Genomic DNA, 15,873 nt, shown 5'->3' with positions numbered 1-15,873 from the left:
CAATCACTGGATATGTTGAGACAGTAGGTAACAATAAAAAGGATACGGGGAAAGAGTGAATCTCTACAACCAACAGGTTAATCCCATTTAATGCTAATTCAACCGCCATTTTTTCCATTTCAGCTTGTTGTCGCTGGTCGACCAGTAAGCGACCAACTACTTTAGCAGCATCTTTATTGATAGCAATAATCCTCTTTTACTCCCAACAACACCTACTAATGAACACTAAACGTATTCTGTTTGCGACCATGCCCATGGACGGTCACCTCAACCCGTTGACGGGTCTGGCCGTTCATTTGAAAAATCAGGGACACGATGTTCGGTGGTATACCGGCCCAAGCTATGCCGACAAAATCCAGAAACTTGGTATTCCGTATTATCCGTATCAACAGGCGCAGGAAATCAATCAGTTAAATCTCGACACAGCCCTGCCCGAACGCCAGCACATTAAAGGCACCCTTGCCCGGCTACGGTTCGACATCAACAATGTATTTCTGCTACGTGCCCCAGAATTCACCGCCGATCTAACGGCCATCTACAAGGAGTGGCCATACGATCTGCTGGTTTGTGACCTGCTGTTTGCGGGTGGCCCTTTCATAAAGCAGTTGCTGAACGTACCGGTAGCGACTGTGGGCGTGGTGCCGTTGACCGAGACCTCCAAAGGATTGCCGCCGACCGGCTTAGGACTGGTCCCCTCGAACAACATTTTCGGGCGGATGAAGCACAGTTTTTTGCGGTATCTAACCAATAACCACCTGTTCAAGTCCTGCACGGATTTGTATAATAAACTCCTGGCCGATCACGGTTTGCCACCAAGTCCCGATTTTGTATTTGATGCATTTGTTCGGCAGCCCGATGTGTTTTTGCAGAGTGGCACACCTGGTTTTGACTACAATCGTCCTAACAAAAGTGCCAATATTCGCTTTGTAGGGCCGATGTTGCCTTATAGCCAAAGCGTTCGAAACCCATTCAGACAGGTAGCTTTAGCCAAGCAGTATAAACGGGTGGTGCTGGTGACACAGGGTACTGTTGAACGCGATCCTGCCAAGATTATTTTGCCAACGCTGGAGGCCTTCAAAGACGACGAAAAAACACTGGTGATTGCTACCACGGGTGGGTCACAGACGAAAGAGCTACAGGCTCGCTATCCGCAGGCAAACATCATCATTGACGACTTTATTGATTTCAATTCCGTGATGCCCTACGCCGATGTATACGTCACGAATGCGGGCTACGGAGGGGTTACGATGGCCATTCAAAACAGCCTGCCCATGGTAGCTGCGGGGGTTCATGAAGGCAAAAATGAGATTGCGGCCCGCGTCGGTTATTTTAAACTCGGCGTCGATCTGAAGACGGAAACCCCAACCGCTGTTCAAATCCGACAGGGTGTCGAACGGGTACTTACCGATCTACAGTACAAACGAAATGTGCAGAAGCTGGCAGACGAATTCCGCCAATACGACGCGAATGCGTTGTGTGAGCAATACATCACACCCTTACTGGAGAAATCGGACGTGAATTTACAGGTAGCTTAACTACCCGCCTGCCCTACACTCCGCCATCCCACGATCATGGGATACGTAGCAAAATAAATCCCCCCTCAGCGCTGAGGGGGGATTTATTTTTACCATAGCGACCGAACAGGAAATCCCTTACATCGCTTTGGTCAATACGTTTTACCTTACAACTCGGCGCCTTCCAGTGTGTTGCCTTTCAACCCATTACAATGCTGGCACATAGGCTGGTAATTCGACAGGGCACTGGCTCCACCTCTGGATTTAGGGATGATATGGTCAATCGTCATGAGTACAAAATTGGCCGTATACAGATCGATATGATACCCATCTCCCCGATCCACCGACTTCAGCAGGTAAACACCATCGACACCACATCGCACGCAAGACGTTCCTTTTTTGGCGAATACCTGTAAGCGCCGGTGATTGTTGTATTTGGTGTATAAAAGGTCAAAATCCAGCTTCTTTAGAATCCGGTTTCCATTTAGTGTATGTGGTAAATTCATAGAATGCGTTGGCTTAATAGCGCCAGCTTTTCAAATCAGCACCCTGAGGGGCTGACTCTTCGATGCGTTTCATGATTTTGTCTACGTACATGGTATTGTAACGCAGGCGACTGATATAATTTGGTTGCGTAGGATCTCCGTTCCAGCAGTGTTCGGCGCGGTCGCCGTACGCTACTTCGCTGTTGGCCACTGGATTCTGTACACTTTTCAGAAAATCTTCCATCAGATAAACAGCGTTGTTGAGATAATAGTTGTCCATATCACCGCAGTAAATATGAATCTTACCAGCCACTTTCGGACCAAGCGTTTTCCAATCGCGCCGAAGAATATGCATGAGATCGTAATGCTCACGCCAATAGTTCGCCACGGTGGTATCAATCTCTCCGGTGAGTTTATTCCAGATTCGTTTCGGATAGCCATCGGCCCCAACGGGTGAATACACAGCCTCCCAAATATCGAACTGATCCCCCGATCGGCTGTGTGTGCCAATGGCGAGTTCGCGGTGATTGGATTGCTCAACGGTACATTTCACCTGACCGAGGTAATTCCGCTGACCGGGCCTTGGTGTCCGGCGGAATGGCCCTTCGGCGTAATAAGCATTCTTGTCTTTATAGAGATTGAAGTTCGTGTAGGCGTCAAACGTAATGGGGTCGGGACAGGCGGCAAAACAGCCATTGAACTCGTCGGGATACAACACCTGAACCGCCAGCGCTTCCCAGCCACCCGTTGAACCGCCATACGTAAAACGCGCCCAGCCTTGGCCAATACCCCGGAATTGGTTTTCGATTTCGGGCAGGAGTTCATACATAATAGCGTCGCCATACGGGCCGAGATTTTCGGAGTTCACCGCGTAGGAGTCGTCGTAATAAGGATTCGCGTGTTGAATTTCAACGATCAACATGCGGGGAAACTCCTTGCTGGTCCATTTTTTATAGAAATCATAGGCTTCCTGCGCCACGATTTTTTTGTAGCCGTGGAGTTTAAACCGCTCGATGTAATCGGTCGTATCCATATTGGCAGGCGGAGGTGTTTCGCTGAATCCAGCGAAATCATCAGGAAAATGCCCATGATAAATGCAGAGCGGAAAATGCGCGTCGGGGTGCTCGTCGAACCCGGCAGGCAGCAGTACGTGTGCCCCAACGAACATTGGCCGCCCCCAGAACTCGGTCAGGCGCTTGCTCTGAATTCTGATGTGCTTGATAAATTTCGTGTCTTTCGGTAATGGAAGGACAGGATTTTCCTGATCCATCACGACCGCAAAGGATTGACCACCGCCCGCTTTAATGCTGATTTTCTGCGCCTTGCTAAATAAATTACCCGGAGCCGTTCGCCAGTTTTGTCCTTCTCCCCGATCCATCGGCAACTTGACCGTATGGCCATCGCTCCGTTTGAAGGTTTCGTATTTATGCAACACCGCCTGCACGTAGTAGTCGCCGGGGGCGATGTTTTTCAGGCTACGTTTCGGATAGCCAAACGCACTGGCATCGACGGTTGCGGCTTGACCGGGCTTGAGTTCATTCACATCGACGCCAAACAATTGAGCGGTTTCAACGGCATCGCTCACCTGCGAGCGCGGTTCTGGTTTATCCGTTTTCGCCAGAATCAGCAGCACGCGCCCATCAAGTGGTTTAACCGATTTGGAGAGCGGGAACGTAACGGAAAAAGTCGGCGACTGCGAGCGGGCAGCCATAGATAGCAACCCCAGCAAAATAAGTAGTTGGTATTTCATACAGGAGGTCAGGTTGTTGAACAGCAGGTAAGATACTGAATTTGATGATTGTCAACGCTTATCTGACCGATAAATAAGTAACCTGCCCGTTACCACAATTAAAGCCCAAACCAAGATTTTTTTTGAATAGGTATGTATTGATTTAGCCAAATAGTCGTCACTAATTTATTGATAATCAATTCATATCTAAAAAGTACGATCATGAAAATACGCTATTCCTTACGCATTCGGCAGGCCTGTCTGGCACTGATTCTTATCACCACGCAAAGTTGCTATCACTACCGCATTACAACGTCGAAATTCGATCCCTCAACAGGCTACCAAAGGAAAACAGCCCACTCATTCTTTTGGGGTCTTGTTCAGCAGAATGTGGTCGCCACCAATTGCGATACGCTTAATCTGAAAAGTATAGATGAAGTTCGGATAACGACCAATCTCGGCTATTCTGTACTCACCGTCGCAACGCTCGGCATCTGGAGTCCCGTACAGGTAGAATGGAAATGCCCCAAACCCTGCCCCCGCGAAGGTGAATTATAACGCCAAATTACTACGTATCAGACCCTCCCGACTATGATTATTCACCCTACCAATCAAAAAAAATGGTCGCCCCGTCATGAAACCTTCGTGCAGGAGATCAACAATCTTTTCGATCTGGCCAACGACGAAACCGATAACATCGTCGACGATTATAACTCCACCACCGCTGGCGTTCAGCAACTGCTTCAGGAAGCTATCCAGAAAAATCTGCGCCTGCGGGTTGTTGGTGGGGAGTGGTCATTTACGAAAATTACGGCTACCGACGGCATTGTTCTCAATACGAAGCCGCTGAATATTAGTCTAAAAATTACAGATGGCAGCGTCCAGTCCGCCTACGCTAAAACGGCCGATGATCTTTATTTCTCGCAGTGTGGTGTGTCGGTTCAGGAACTGACGGACAGGCTCCGGAAACGCAAGCGATCACTCATGACATCGGGGGCCAGCAATGGACAAACGATCGCCGGGGCTTTATCGACCGGTACGCATGGATCGGCCTACAAGATCGGGGCAATTCCGGAGTTTGTCGTGGGGCTGCATATCATCGTAAGCCCTACCCGGCACGTATGGCTCGAACGAAAATCGTACCCCGTCGTCTCTGACTCGTTTCTCCAGAAAATAGGCGCTGAACCCGTCCGTGACGATGATTTGTTTAAAGCGGCTCTGGTAAGTTTTGGCAGTTTCGGCTTCATTCATGGTGTCATGATCGAAACGGTGCCGCTTTTTCTCTATGAAACGTATCGGCGACGGATGCCCATTGATGCCGTTCTTGAGGAGAGTATGAAAACGCTTGATTTCACCCATTTGTCGTTACCGTTCACGAATGAAGACCCTTACCATTTTCAGGTAGTTATCAACCCATACGACCTCGGCGAGGGGGCTTATGTGACGACCATGTATAAGCGCGACTACACCGATGACTACCCGCGCCCATCCATTAGCCCACCCGGTGTGGCACCCGGCGATGATGCGCCAAGCTTTATTGGGGGACTGACCCAGGTCATTCCGGCCGTTGTTCCAATGGTCGTCAATGCGCTTACCAGGCAACAGTATCCTGTTTTTGAAAAGGTTTTTGGCACGCACGGAGAAATCTTTTCGAGTACCAGTTTTCATGGTAAGTTACTCAGCGCTGCCGTCAGTATTCCCTCGGATAAGGTGTCGGATGTGATCAGTTTATTACTGGCGCATAATGACACAACTGGGCCATTTACTGGAATTTTTGCGTTCCGCTACGTTAAAGGAACGGATGCCACCCTTGGTTTTACTAAATTTCCGAAGACCTGTGTGCTCGAATTAGACGGAATTTTCTCGGACAAAACGACCAGCTTCTGCACTACGTTCTGGGACAAATTAGAAGCCGCCGGGATTCCGTTTGCGTTTCATTGGGGCAAGATGCTCGACTTAACTAAAACCCGCCTACGGACCATGTATTCCTCCGCCAGTGTAGATGCCTGGATAAAAGCCCGAAATACGCTGATGAAGGACAAAAATTCCCTCAAGCTGTTTACCAACGATGTCATGAAACAGTGGGGGCTGGACACTATTTTACCCACTACGTAGCCCAGTTCGAATTTACTGGTACACCCGCACGTAGTCAACTTCCATGCGCTGCGGCCAGATGGTTTCGTCGACGCCTTTTTGCCCGCCCCAGTTGCCACCAACGGCTACGTTCAGGATCAGGTAAAACGGCTGATCGAACGGCCACTCGGCTTCGGTGCTGCCCAGCGCTGACTTCTGAACGCTGTAATATTTCTGATCGTCGACGAAGAAGTCGATCTGGTCGGCGGTCCACTCTATGGCATACAGATGGAAGGCCGTTGTTACGTCCTTAACAGTAACAGCCTTACCTTTTTCGGTTTTTTTGCTGTGGTTGTAGGCTTCGGTATGAACGGTGCCATGAACAACGCCCTCATCAAAACCAACGTGCTCCATGATGTCGATTTCGCCAGCCTTAGGCCAGCCTGCCGTTGGTATGTTTTTGCCCAGCATCCAGACCGCAGGCCAGGTGCCTACGCCTTTGGGCAGCTTGGCCATGGCCTCGATACGTCCGTAGGTCCAGGTGGTTTTGCCCTGAGTCAGCAAGCGGGCTGAGGTATAGTTTTTTCCCTGATACGATTCTTTTCGGGCTTCGATAATGAGTTTGCCATTTTCGACACGGGCGTTTTCACTACGTCGGGAGGTATAGACTTGCAGTTCATTATTACCCCAGCCATTTCCCCCAACTTCATACCCCCACTTTGTTGAATCGGGCAGGCCAGCCTTATCGAACTCATCGGCCCAGACAAGTTTGCGAGGTGGTGGAAGTATACTACGCTGATTTTGTAACGATACGTCAACAGCGTTGCCAGCAAGGATGGCCAGAAGAGTCAGCAATTTTATGACAACAAAGCTTTTCATACGTTCAAAATATACTTCTCAACAGGTGGCGCAGAGCTAGCTTCAACGGCATTGATTTTAGTCTGAAAAACGAATCTGTTTACATTTAACCACATTCGTTGGTTATACCAGTTGTGGTCATTCTTCCAGCCTGGGAATAAAGATATTAAAATTGTTTTGATACGTTAAGAAGTAGACTCTGTAGATCCTGAACAATGAGTCGAACTTCCGACTGGAGTTGATTAAGCATTTCAGCGCGTGTAGAGAGATTATCGGCTCTGTAATCGCCTTCGGCCGCGAAATACATCTGTACTTCCTGAGCCGATGTACCGTCTAAACTATAGTCCACCCAGCGTTGGCGTGTATTAAAACTGATCGAGTGCTGACCACCATAGCTAAATGACTTATCGGTAAGCATGTACCATACGAAAGGAGGATAAACCGTTGACCGTTGGTGCTGATTCCAAATGTCAGTCAATAAATTGCGTTGATCCACCAGGTGAATGGTCCGCTTCGACGCAAACGCAGCTTTACCCGCCAGGAAGGCACTTATAGCCCCTCCTCCAATACTTACTGTTTTACTGGGCGTATCCGATTGAATGAAAGCGGTGGCCACTGTCGTTAGGGCTCCGACAACCACAGAAAGTACCGTTAGCTGCTGGATGCGTTTGCTATCCATTTGCTGTAAATAGTTGGCCAGACGGTTAGCCCGCTCGGCCTCACAATCAAGTTCGGCGGCTATGCTTGAAATCTGCATGGAGGCTAACGAAATTCGATCATTAATTTGTTGCCGTTTAGCCGAGAGTTCTCGATCATTGCTTTCACGGTTTACCGTTTTCAGGATAATGAATTCATGCAGTGAAGGCAGAATACCGGCAGCATTGGCGACGAGCAAATCATGGCTCGAAAACCGATTCGCTAGACTTGTGTCCTTTTGGATAACAGACTGAAAATCAGGAATAGGCAGATAAGTTGAATCGTAATCAAACCTGAACGCTGGTTCGCAATATTTTTTTTGCTGGCTCATGGCAGTCAGGTTTGATTTGAGTGACTGACATGATGTCAAAAGCAGGCTGGCAAGCAAGAGTATGGTAGCCGTCGAACGCATGATGTGTTCAGCGAATTAAGTGAATTTACTTATGGTTGCTGATACAAATCTATACGGGGCAAGGGGTTTATTGTGGTATAAATCAACGGTCTTCCAGTAAAAAGAGCGGTTTTCAAATCGCCATCATGATCACGAAAAAGCTTATTAGGGTATTGACCCGTTAAATTAAACGTGGTGAAAGCGCTTTGTTGATTTTATCCTGATACAGCGTCATTTACCAAACGCCCAGGTCAGGAAATCGGGCATGATCTGGCTCCAGGTTTCCTGATTGTGCTGGCCGCCTTTGATCTCTACGTACCGGATGTCGTGCTGTTGACCAATTTGGTCACGCTGGTAGCCTTTCTTACCGAGTTCGCCAATCAGGTCGAGGGTATCGTCAATGGAGTCGATGATGCCATTGTTATTGCGGTCGCTGGTTTCGTCGTCGGTGCCCGTTTCAAACCAGAATTTGAGGTGTTTATGATACGTTCCTTTACGAACCTGATCGTGCATGATCCGGTCCGTTTCATCCCGGTATCCGGCTTCCGTGCTTTTACTACGCCACCAGAACGATCCCGAAAATACACCTGCCCGACTAAAGCGTTCGGGATGATGAAATACGATATCGAAGGCCGACAAGCCGCCCAGTGAAAACCCGGCAAAAACCGATTGAGCCGGATCGGTGCTGACACGGTAATGCTTTTTGATGTATGGCAGGAGTTCGGTTAACACAAAATCGGTGTACAGACCGGCCTTGCTGCCCCGGTTCATATAGTCGGCCTGGGCAGCCGTACCATATTCCTGAATCCGGTCGCCCGCGTGGATAGCCACCAGCACGAACGGCTTTATTGCCTTTTTTTCGAACAAGGAATCCAGCACGGCGGTCATGTGCAAACGACCCAAATCCTGGCCGTCATTCAGGTATAGCACCGGCAGGCGTTCCTGCGGCAGGCGCTCCTGCGGATACGTAGCACCCGATTTCTCGTAACCGGGCGGCAGTATAATGTCCAGATGAACCGTTCGGTTGAGCGGTACGGAGACTAATGAATCATCATGCCGAACCGTTACGGTAGGTGGGTCGGCGCTGGTAAGGGCCGGTAAATAGTCAGCCATAAGCGCAAAAAATAGAAAAAGTAGACAACTCATGAGTGTGCAAAATAGGCTTTTTTTCGGGTTGGGGCCGTCTGTGTTTTGTCGATACCAGCTATTTCTTCTATTTTCATCCAAAATTTACATCGTTCTCAGGGCTTTTGCAGTACGTATTGCTACGGGTTCCAGTGTCGTTAATTCGATCGCAGCACGACTCGATAACAAAGCTCTGGTTCGCTAAAACAAATACAACCTTGCAGGAAGACTATCGTAAATGGTATTCGCACCACCTTGGCCGCGACATCGAGATGCTGGTTTACGGCAACTGGGGTTATCCGGTTTTGCTGTTTCCCACCTCAATGGGACATTATTATGAATACAAAGACTTTGGTCTAACCGACACGGCGCGCTGGTTTGTTGAGACGGGCAAAGTCAAACTGTATTGCATCGACAGCATTGACCGCGATAGCTGGTATGCCAAGCATCTCCACCCTGGCACGCGCATCTGGAACCATGTGCTGTACGACCGCTTTTTGCACGAGGAATTAGTACCCGGTATTCAGCGCGAGTGCAGCGTCCAGAAAATTGGCGTATCGGGCGCTTCGTTCGGTGGGTATCATGCGCTGAACTTCGCCTTCCGGCATCCCGAACAGGTTGGCCACCTGCTCACAATGGGCGCAGCCTTTAACATTCGGTCGTTTCTGGGTGATTACTACGACGATAATGTTTTCTATAACAACCCGCCCGATTTTCTCCCGAATGCGCAGAACGACGAATTTTACCGGATGAATATCGTGATGGGTACGTCGCAGTATGATTTTTGTAAAGATGCCAACTACCAGATGTCGGGCATTTTGAGTCGCAAAGGCATCCCGCATAAACTCGACGTAACGCCCTGGGGCAATCATGACTGGCCCGTCTGGAAAGATCAGTTCCCGAGGTATTTAAGTATGATTTAAGTAGAGCGGCCGGAAGGCCGCTTTTTATACACAGTATACATAGTCTTCCAGCCGCTCTATTTATGCAACCTGCCAGTTCAATCAGTGATGTCCTTACGCGCCTACGCAACCACATTGAGCAGGTTCCTGCTCGTCTGACGGCATTGTCGGAAGCGCAGTTGACACAACAGGCTCCCGGCAAGTGGTCACGTAAAGAAATAGTGGGGCATTTGATTGATTCGGCGATCAATAATTTGAAGCGCTTTACCGATGCGCAGTTTGCCAATGGCACATACCAGCTACAGCCCTACAATCAGAATGAACTGGTCCGCGTGAATCACTATCAAGCGTTGCCCATAAACCATTTGGTGTCGCTCTGGACAAGCCTGAACACCCAGATTGTATACGTAGTGGACGCCATGCCGGCTGATACGTTGACTCAACCGATTCAACTCGGCCAGCCGACTCCTGACATCAGGCCATTAGCCTGGCTTATTGAAGACTACGTTGTTCACCTGGAACATCATGTTAATGCATTAGTCTAACAGCCGGTTAACGTTGAAAGTATTGAATCTGGTCGGCATCACTATTATTACCGACGTTGACTTCTCCCCCACCCACAAGAATCGAACTTATCGTTAAAGTACCTTTTGTCGGACCCGGCGTTAACACGCCATCTAACCCGAAGGAGAGCAGTCCTCCAGCCCCAAGACCGGGGGTTGTCAGGATATAAAAGTCCGCATGACTGGTTCCATCAAACGTCCATAAATTATTCTGAACCATTCGCCCACCCATATTGGTTGCTGCCGAATTAAAGCTCAACGAAACCTGCGGATCTTTAGCGAGATAGACCGTAATCAATCCATTGGTTGCTACGGAGTTCAATTCCAATACGTTCACCACTACATTGAAATTTGCTGTTCCATATAGGGTCGATGGCAAGGTATAGAGCAGGATACTCAGATCGGGAACGGGCGTAAAATTCAACACCGCCGTCCCTGTATTACCGGATTCAATCCCCCCACTAGCCACGGCTTTAAAGGCAAAACTCACCGGATTAGCATCGTTGGTGGGATCGACCGAAATACCCACCGCCGGGGCACCACTCCCATCCACTGGCACCACCACGCCCGTAGGGTTTGCCCCACCGAAGGCCGTTGAACTGGCGGTGTAGGCCATACCGTTAAGGGTTAAGGTGGTCGTATTCGTAGGAAAGCCGACAATACGTAGGCCGGTGATGGTAGCCGGGCTGGCTACCGTGCTGGATGTGAGGTTGGTAAAGGTGCTGGGCGGTACGTTCACACGCGCCGTTCCACCGGCATTCGGCACCGTGTTACTACCACTACCGGCCACAGGTAGACTTTGCAGGGTAATCGTAGCGATCACAGCTGTCATGGGCGCTATCGTTACACTAAAACTGGTTGGATTGGCGAGTTCAACCGGCGTAGGAGCTGATTTAGTAAAGCGGCCATCAGCGGCTACCTGCGCATTGGCATAGAACGTATTAGCCGCCATGTCGTACTTGTCATTCTGGGGTCGCAGGGTCTGGTAGCTGACCGTACCGATCGTTATGCCGGGTATGTTGACACTAGCGTTGATGGCATTGGTAAAATCCTTATTGATGAGCGTAACGGTCAGGGTTTTGCTATCGTCGGATGTCGTGGCGAAGTAGCTGGCACGCGGATTGGTCTTCGATTCGGATGGCGTGACGGATAGTAATCGTCGGTTTCGGGCGCCATCCACAAACGCCAGCAAGCCGTAATAAATAGCCTCGACATTATACGCCGAAACTGTGTTAGCTGGTCCCCAGTCGATTGCGGAGTAGACACTGGAGCCCGATGAATGAAAATTAACGCCACTCACGCCATTGGATGCCAGCGTATACAGGTACTGTAACGCCCACAGCGCACTAACATACGTATGGGATACATTCGTCATATCCGACGTACCGGTGGCGGCACTACTCGTTTCTGAAAACCGCAGTGCGACATTTTTCGCCTGAGCCAGTTGGGTAACATACGGAAGCAGCGTAGACTTAAAAATAAGCGGGGCATTGTCGAAATTCATCAGCGTATCGGCTGCCGCATCACGCGTTAACGTATTCGAATTATTGCCCAACCCGTAACTATGCACATTCAGCCCCGCCAACGGTCGGCTGCTCCCCGAATTATTGATGTAGTCGGTAAAGGATTTGTTCCATGTCTGATTTTGTGCCCCATAGTATTTTCGGGCACCGTTATCGCCCCCACTGATCGGAATAGCCGGATTAGCCGCCTTAATCGCATCATACATGGGCAGATAATCCGTCTGCATGTAGGTTTCAGGATTATAGGTTGAGGGCCTGAAGATATTCGTATACAGGTAGGGCTCGTTTCCGAGACTTATACTATGGAGCTGGTTGCTGTATTTATTCATAATATAGGTCGCTTCCGACACGGCATTGGCGGGTGTATTATTCGGCAAACCGATCGTATAAATACCTTTCCAGCCAACCTCCGATAAGAACGTGAAAAACTTATCGACATCATCCTGATACGTAGCCCGCACGTTCGTACTCGACCCACGTAGTGAATTTTGCCACACCATTCGATCATCGGCCGTAAAGCCACCCAGCCGGATAATTGAGTGCGGGCTGATATTACCCAGCAAGTTTTTCAGGCGCGCATTTCCATTTGTACCACCGGTCCAGAAACTACCCAAGACACCCCATTTGCCGGTCGACAACGTGTATTGCTCCATACTGAAACCCACAAAATCCTCACCGACCCGGTTGCCCGGCGCCGACGCATTAATGCTCAGACTAACAGGAAGGGCCTGAGCAAATAAGCCAGGTGATGGCAAAAAAACGCCTAGTAAAAAGCACAGGCAGACCAGTCTGATTTTCATAGCGAACACGAATAAGAGGGATAAAGCAGCAAATAAAGTTGGTTAGTAAGGCGCTACGTTGGGCGAAGAGGAGAATAACCAGGTTGGCTATTTGACTCATGCGGATAGATCAAAGATGCGTACAAACAACCGCTTAATAAACATTTACCCAAAATAAATAAAGTAATCCTACGTACCCGGACACCGTAATGTGTATGAATAACCTCGCTAATCAGGGCCACATCTCCACCATTTCATTCGGCAGTTCTGCCTGTTGAGAACTCGCTTATTACAGTTGAGGCATAACTCCATTCCATCACGCTGATTCACCCACCAACTTTGTCTCACCAAACCGGCAAAGACCGGGTAAACAACATCCTCTTTTATAAACAACACATACTAACGACCATGAAATCGCTCAAAAAATTTACGCTCGTAGCTTTAGCCGCCATCACCCTGTCGGGTTCGTTAAGCAGTTGCGCTACCGTTTTTGGTGGACGCGTTACGGAACAGCAAAAACGCAAACCCGTACCCGGCGAACAACAACGGCAGGTCCGCGTTGGCGCTCTCATAGCCGATATTATCCTGTTCTGGCCCGGTACCATCATCGACTTTGCTACCGGCGCTATCTATAAACCACAGCCCGTCCTGACGTCGCAGAAAGCACCGCAACCATCGGTATCAGAGCCGGTTAACCACAACTAAGTTTACGTGAATTAGAATAGAATCCCCGGCGCAATTTTGTACCGGGGATTTTTGTTTTGCCGATACGTCTTTTTTGCTGTGGCCGTCTTCCAATACAACAAACTTGTCTTGGATATATCGTAAAGGTTCGTTATTTTGCTACTACGCAATGCCTGGTAATTGCCGATCCGATGACTCCCTCCCGCGACGTTAAATTACGCCTGTTTGGACCGCTTGCCTTATTTGTTTTTGGCCGGATTTTCTTCCGGCTCAAAGTCTTTTTAGGCGTCCCCCTCCTTCAGCAATTACAAGCGTCGACCGTAGCGCTTGTTTGTGGTTACATTGGCTGGGAATTAGGGCGTGTGGCTGTTCAGGCGATTCAACGACACTACCCCGGCATTCCCCGAACGCGCCAGCGGCTTAACCTACTGGTGGCAGCTATTCTGGTACTGGCCAATATCAATAGTGGATTACGTTTACTCATAAACTACGTACTGGATATTGGTGTGTATAAGCTTAGTCTTATCGATCACATTGAAACAACGGGTATTCAAATTGTCTATGCGTGCGTATATGTTGGTATATACGAAGGCATGTACCTGATTCAGCAGTGGCGGCAGATCTATCAGGAAAAGGAAGAATTAATGAAAACAGAATGGCAGGCCCGGCTCGATTCACTCAAGAATCAGGTCAATCCGCATTTTCTGTTTAATGCGCTAAATGCGCTGTCGGCGCTGATCGATGAATCGCCTGCCCAGGCCAGCCAATTTGTCGATGAGCTTTCAAAAGTATACCGGTACATGCTCCAGTCCAACGATCGCGAACTCACTACGCTAGAGGCTGAGTTAGGGTTCATTCGGGCGTATGCTCATTTGCTGCAAACCCGGTATGGAGCAGGCATTCTGGTTCAGATAAACGTACCCGATCAATACCTGACGTATTCAATTCCGTCGCTTAGCTTGCAATTGCTGGTTGAAAATGCGGTGAAGCATAATATAGTCGCATCGGGGAAGCCGCTCACGATCGAAATAACCACCACCCGCCTACCGGAAGCAACGGGTGAATCCATGCGGTTACTCGTCCGGAATAACCTCCAGCGCAAGAATGGGCAAGTGCTCAGCAACGGTGTCGGGCTCTCAAACATTTCGGCCAAATACCATATGCTGGCTAAAACAGATATTATGGTGCAGGATCAGAACGGTCATTTTTCGGTCGTCCTGCCGTTACTTAGTCCGGGCAATACGTCCCCAAATTAGCGGATTTGGCTACCTGCCCAACATGGATACGTATCACTCATTCACCGGATTCATGAGCGGTATGATCACCGTAAAGTGGGTGTCGTCCGACAGAACGGTTGGTTCTTCCTGAACCAGCAGCCGGTATTTAGCCGCAATGTTCGACAACCCAACCTGATTTGACATGACACGCCCCCCAGTTTTCGGCTGTCGATTATTCCGCACCAGTAATTGCCCGTAGTTGATCGTTTCAATTTCAATCAGCAAGGGCTTACCCGCGTGAATAACATTGTGCTTGATGGCATTCTCGACCAGCATTTGCAACGTTAGTGGGGGCAGTTGATACGTTCGACAACTGGGCGGCACCACTACGTCAAGATGGATGCCTGCGCCGTAGCGTGTTTTCAGCAGGTGATAATACGATTGAATAAACGTCAGTTCGGTATCCAGCGTAGTGAGGGAGCCTTCGTTGGTTTGCAGCAAATAGCGATAGACCTTAGCCATTTCGTCCAAGAATTTTCCGGCTTTTTCGGCATCATCATCGATCAATGAGGAGAGAGAATTCAGGCTGTTGAACAGAAAGTGCGGATTGACCTGATTTTTCAGGCTTTCCAGTTGGCTCTGTATGTTGATTTTCCTTAACTGCTCTTTTTCCAGCATATTCTCGCGCCATTTCTTGAGCGAATACGTACTTTCATCAATACCCACCGATAGCAAATTAGCCACGCCATTGATCAAAATAATTCGTCCGAGGGAGAACGGAGATTCCTCGTAATTATACCCGAACAGATGGAAATGGCTGTAGAGATAGATGCCCGAAAAAACAAAAAAGGGCGTCACCGTCATAAATACCAGCAACAACCGCCATACCCGCTGCCAGGTCTGCCCCAGATTCGGGTACCGGCTAACCACCAGCTGCGTAAGTTGGTCCAGCGTTATCAGGCAACAACCCCCAATAGTTAGATTCAGCAATGTAGCCGACGCAAAGGTCCAGGCATCCGACCAGTAGCGGGGGCCAATCACCCAATACGTTAACAGGGGAATAAACCACGGAAACAGCAGCAAAAAGTGCCACTGGGTCTGCGGCCGAACGGGGGGCAGTCGCCGAAATAGCTCAGGAACAAACCGCTTCATTATACAATCATCAATGCTTCTCTTTATAAATCGAAAGCAAATTGCGCATTGTATCCATCAGGCGCACCACAATATGTCTCGAAGTGCCTTTCTTAGCTGGTGTTTTGTGTAAAAACCCGCGGGAATTGTATGGATCACTTAGCCATACCCAACACGCCCAGTAGTTGAACGGCAAAATTTTC

At 49.1% G+C, this 15,873-nt stretch carries 14 protein-coding genes; 7 read left to right on the top strand and 7 right to left on the bottom strand.

Annotated features, from left to right (window positions below; all coding sequences use genetic code 11):
* Positions 1-218: 218 nt before the first annotated feature.
* Positions 219-1,535, top strand: coding sequence for a glycosyltransferase (locus BM202_RS08750; protein ID WP_245776583.1), 1,317 nt, complete (start codon positions 219-221; stop codon positions 1,533-1,535).
* A gap of 146 nt (positions 1,536-1,681) precedes the next feature.
* On the opposite strand, the gene BM202_RS08745 is transcribed toward BM202_RS08750, so the two are convergent.
* Positions 1,682-2,020, bottom strand: coding sequence for an HNH endonuclease (locus BM202_RS08745; RefSeq protein ID WP_093824971.1), 339 nt, complete (start codon positions 2,018-2,020; stop codon positions 1,682-1,684).
* Between the two features lie 13 nt (positions 2,021-2,033).
* Positions 2,034-3,749, bottom strand: coding sequence for an alpha/beta hydrolase (locus BM202_RS08740; RefSeq protein WP_093824969.1), 1,716 nt, complete (start codon positions 3,747-3,749; stop codon positions 2,034-2,036).
* A 201-nt stretch (positions 3,750-3,950) separates the two neighbouring features.
* Between BM202_RS08740 and BM202_RS08735 the strand changes: the two genes are divergently transcribed.
* Together BM202_RS08735 and BM202_RS08730 are read left to right on the top strand one after the other, a co-directional pair.
* A complete protein-coding gene (locus tag BM202_RS08735) occupies positions 3,951-4,286 on the top strand; it encodes a Bor family protein (RefSeq protein ID WP_245776582.1) in 336 nt (111 codons plus the stop codon).
* 33 nt (positions 4,287-4,319) lie between these two features.
* A complete protein-coding gene (locus tag BM202_RS08730; protein ID WP_093824968.1) occupies positions 4,320-5,843 on the top strand; it encodes an FAD-binding protein in 1,524 nt (507 codons plus the stop codon).
* A gap of 12 nt (positions 5,844-5,855) precedes the next feature.
* On the opposite strand, the gene BM202_RS08725 is transcribed toward BM202_RS08730, so the two are convergent.
* From BM202_RS08725 to BM202_RS08715, 3 genes are all read right to left on the bottom strand, one after another.
* Complete coding sequence (locus tag BM202_RS08725; RefSeq protein WP_093824966.1) at positions 5,856-6,680, bottom strand: glycoside hydrolase family 16 protein; 825 nt, start codon at positions 6,678-6,680, stop codon at positions 5,856-5,858.
* A gap of 145 nt (positions 6,681-6,825) precedes the next feature.
* Entirely contained in the window at positions 6,826-7,686 is an 861-nt protein-coding gene (locus BM202_RS08720) for a hypothetical protein (RefSeq protein ID WP_245776581.1), read from the bottom strand.
* Between the two features lie 291 nt (positions 7,687-7,977).
* Entirely contained in the window at positions 7,978-8,859 is an 882-nt protein-coding gene (locus tag BM202_RS08715; protein WP_093824965.1) for an alpha/beta hydrolase, read from the bottom strand.
* A gap of 230 nt (positions 8,860-9,089) precedes the next feature.
* On the opposite strand from BM202_RS08715, the gene BM202_RS08710 reads away from it, so the two are divergent.
* Both BM202_RS08710 and BM202_RS08705 read left to right on the top strand, forming a co-directional pair.
* Complete coding sequence (locus BM202_RS08710) at positions 9,090-9,794, top strand: esterase family protein (protein WP_093825208.1); 705 nt, start codon at positions 9,090-9,092, stop codon at positions 9,792-9,794.
* Positions 9,795-9,856: 62 nt separating this feature from the next.
* Positions 9,857-10,318, top strand: coding sequence for a DinB family protein (locus BM202_RS08705; protein ID WP_093824963.1), 462 nt, complete (start codon positions 9,857-9,859; stop codon positions 10,316-10,318).
* A gap of 7 nt (positions 10,319-10,325) precedes the next feature.
* Here the strand turns inward: BM202_RS08705 and BM202_RS08700 are convergent, their stop codons facing one another.
* Positions 10,326-12,659, bottom strand: a complete 2,334-nt coding sequence (locus BM202_RS08700) for a hypothetical protein (protein WP_093824961.1) — start codon at positions 12,657-12,659, stop codon at positions 10,326-10,328.
* A 318-nt stretch (positions 12,660-12,977) separates the two neighbouring features.
* Between BM202_RS08700 and BM202_RS08695 the strand changes: the two genes are divergently transcribed.
* Together BM202_RS08695 and BM202_RS08690 are read left to right on the top strand one after the other, a co-directional pair.
* Positions 12,978-13,343 (top strand): hypothetical protein, encoded by a 366-nt coding sequence (locus tag BM202_RS08695; protein WP_245776580.1) that lies wholly within the window; start codon positions 12,978-12,980, stop codon positions 13,341-13,343.
* A 170-nt stretch (positions 13,344-13,513) separates the two neighbouring features.
* Complete coding sequence (locus tag BM202_RS08690; RefSeq protein ID WP_093824957.1) at positions 13,514-14,578, top strand: sensor histidine kinase; 1,065 nt, start codon at positions 13,514-13,516, stop codon at positions 14,576-14,578.
* A gap of 33 nt (positions 14,579-14,611) precedes the next feature.
* Here BM202_RS08690 and BM202_RS08685 read toward each other — a convergent pair whose 3' ends face one another.
* On the bottom strand, positions 14,612-15,691 hold the full coding sequence (locus tag BM202_RS08685) for a sensor histidine kinase (RefSeq protein ID WP_093824955.1): 1,080 nt from the start codon (positions 15,689-15,691) through the stop codon (positions 14,612-14,614).
* Positions 15,692-15,873: the final 182 nt, after the last annotated feature.

Source organism: Spirosoma endophyticum (assembly GCF_900112365.1).
Lineage (GTDB): Bacteria > Bacteroidota > Bacteroidia > Cytophagales > Spirosomataceae > Spirosoma > Spirosoma endophyticum.
This window is presented reverse-complemented; position numbering and strand designations above follow the sequence as displayed.

Bases quoted from the DNA above. Each gene is read 5' to 3' on its own strand.
- BM202_RS08750 (WP_245776583.1), top strand. From the start codon at position 219: ATGAACACTAAACGTATTCTGTTTGCGACCATGCCCATGGACGGTCAC.
- BM202_RS08745 (WP_093824971.1), bottom strand. From the start codon at position 2,020: ATGAATTTACCACATACACTAAATGGAAACCGGATTCTAAAGAAGCTG.
- BM202_RS08740 (WP_093824969.1), bottom strand. From the start codon at position 3,749: ATGAAATACCAACTACTTATTTTGCTGGGGTTGCTATCTATGGCTGCC.
- BM202_RS08735 (WP_245776582.1), top strand. From the start codon at position 3,951: ATGAAAATACGCTATTCCTTACGCATTCGGCAGGCCTGTCTGGCACTG.
- BM202_RS08730 (WP_093824968.1), top strand. From the start codon at position 4,320: ATGATTATTCACCCTACCAATCAAAAAAAATGGTCGCCCCGTCATGAA.
- BM202_RS08725 (WP_093824966.1), bottom strand. From the start codon at position 6,680: ATGAAAAGCTTTGTTGTCATAAAATTGCTGACTCTTCTGGCCATCCTT.
- BM202_RS08720 (WP_245776581.1), bottom strand. From the start codon at position 7,686: ATGAGCCAGCAAAAAAAATATTGCGAACCAGCGTTCAGGTTTGATTAC.
- BM202_RS08715 (WP_093824965.1), bottom strand. From the start codon at position 8,859: ATGGCTGACTATTTACCGGCCCTTACCAGCGCCGACCCACCTACCGTA.
- BM202_RS08705 (WP_093824963.1), top strand. From the start codon at position 9,857: ATGCAACCTGCCAGTTCAATCAGTGATGTCCTTACGCGCCTACGCAAC.
- BM202_RS08700 (WP_093824961.1), bottom strand. From the start codon at position 12,659: ATGAAAATCAGACTGGTCTGCCTGTGCTTTTTACTAGGCGTTTTTTTG.
- BM202_RS08690 (WP_093824957.1), top strand. From the start codon at position 13,514: ATGACTCCCTCCCGCGACGTTAAATTACGCCTGTTTGGACCGCTTGCC.
- BM202_RS08685 (WP_093824955.1), bottom strand. From the start codon at position 15,691: ATGAAGCGGTTTGTTCCTGAGCTATTTCGGCGACTGCCCCCCGTTCGG.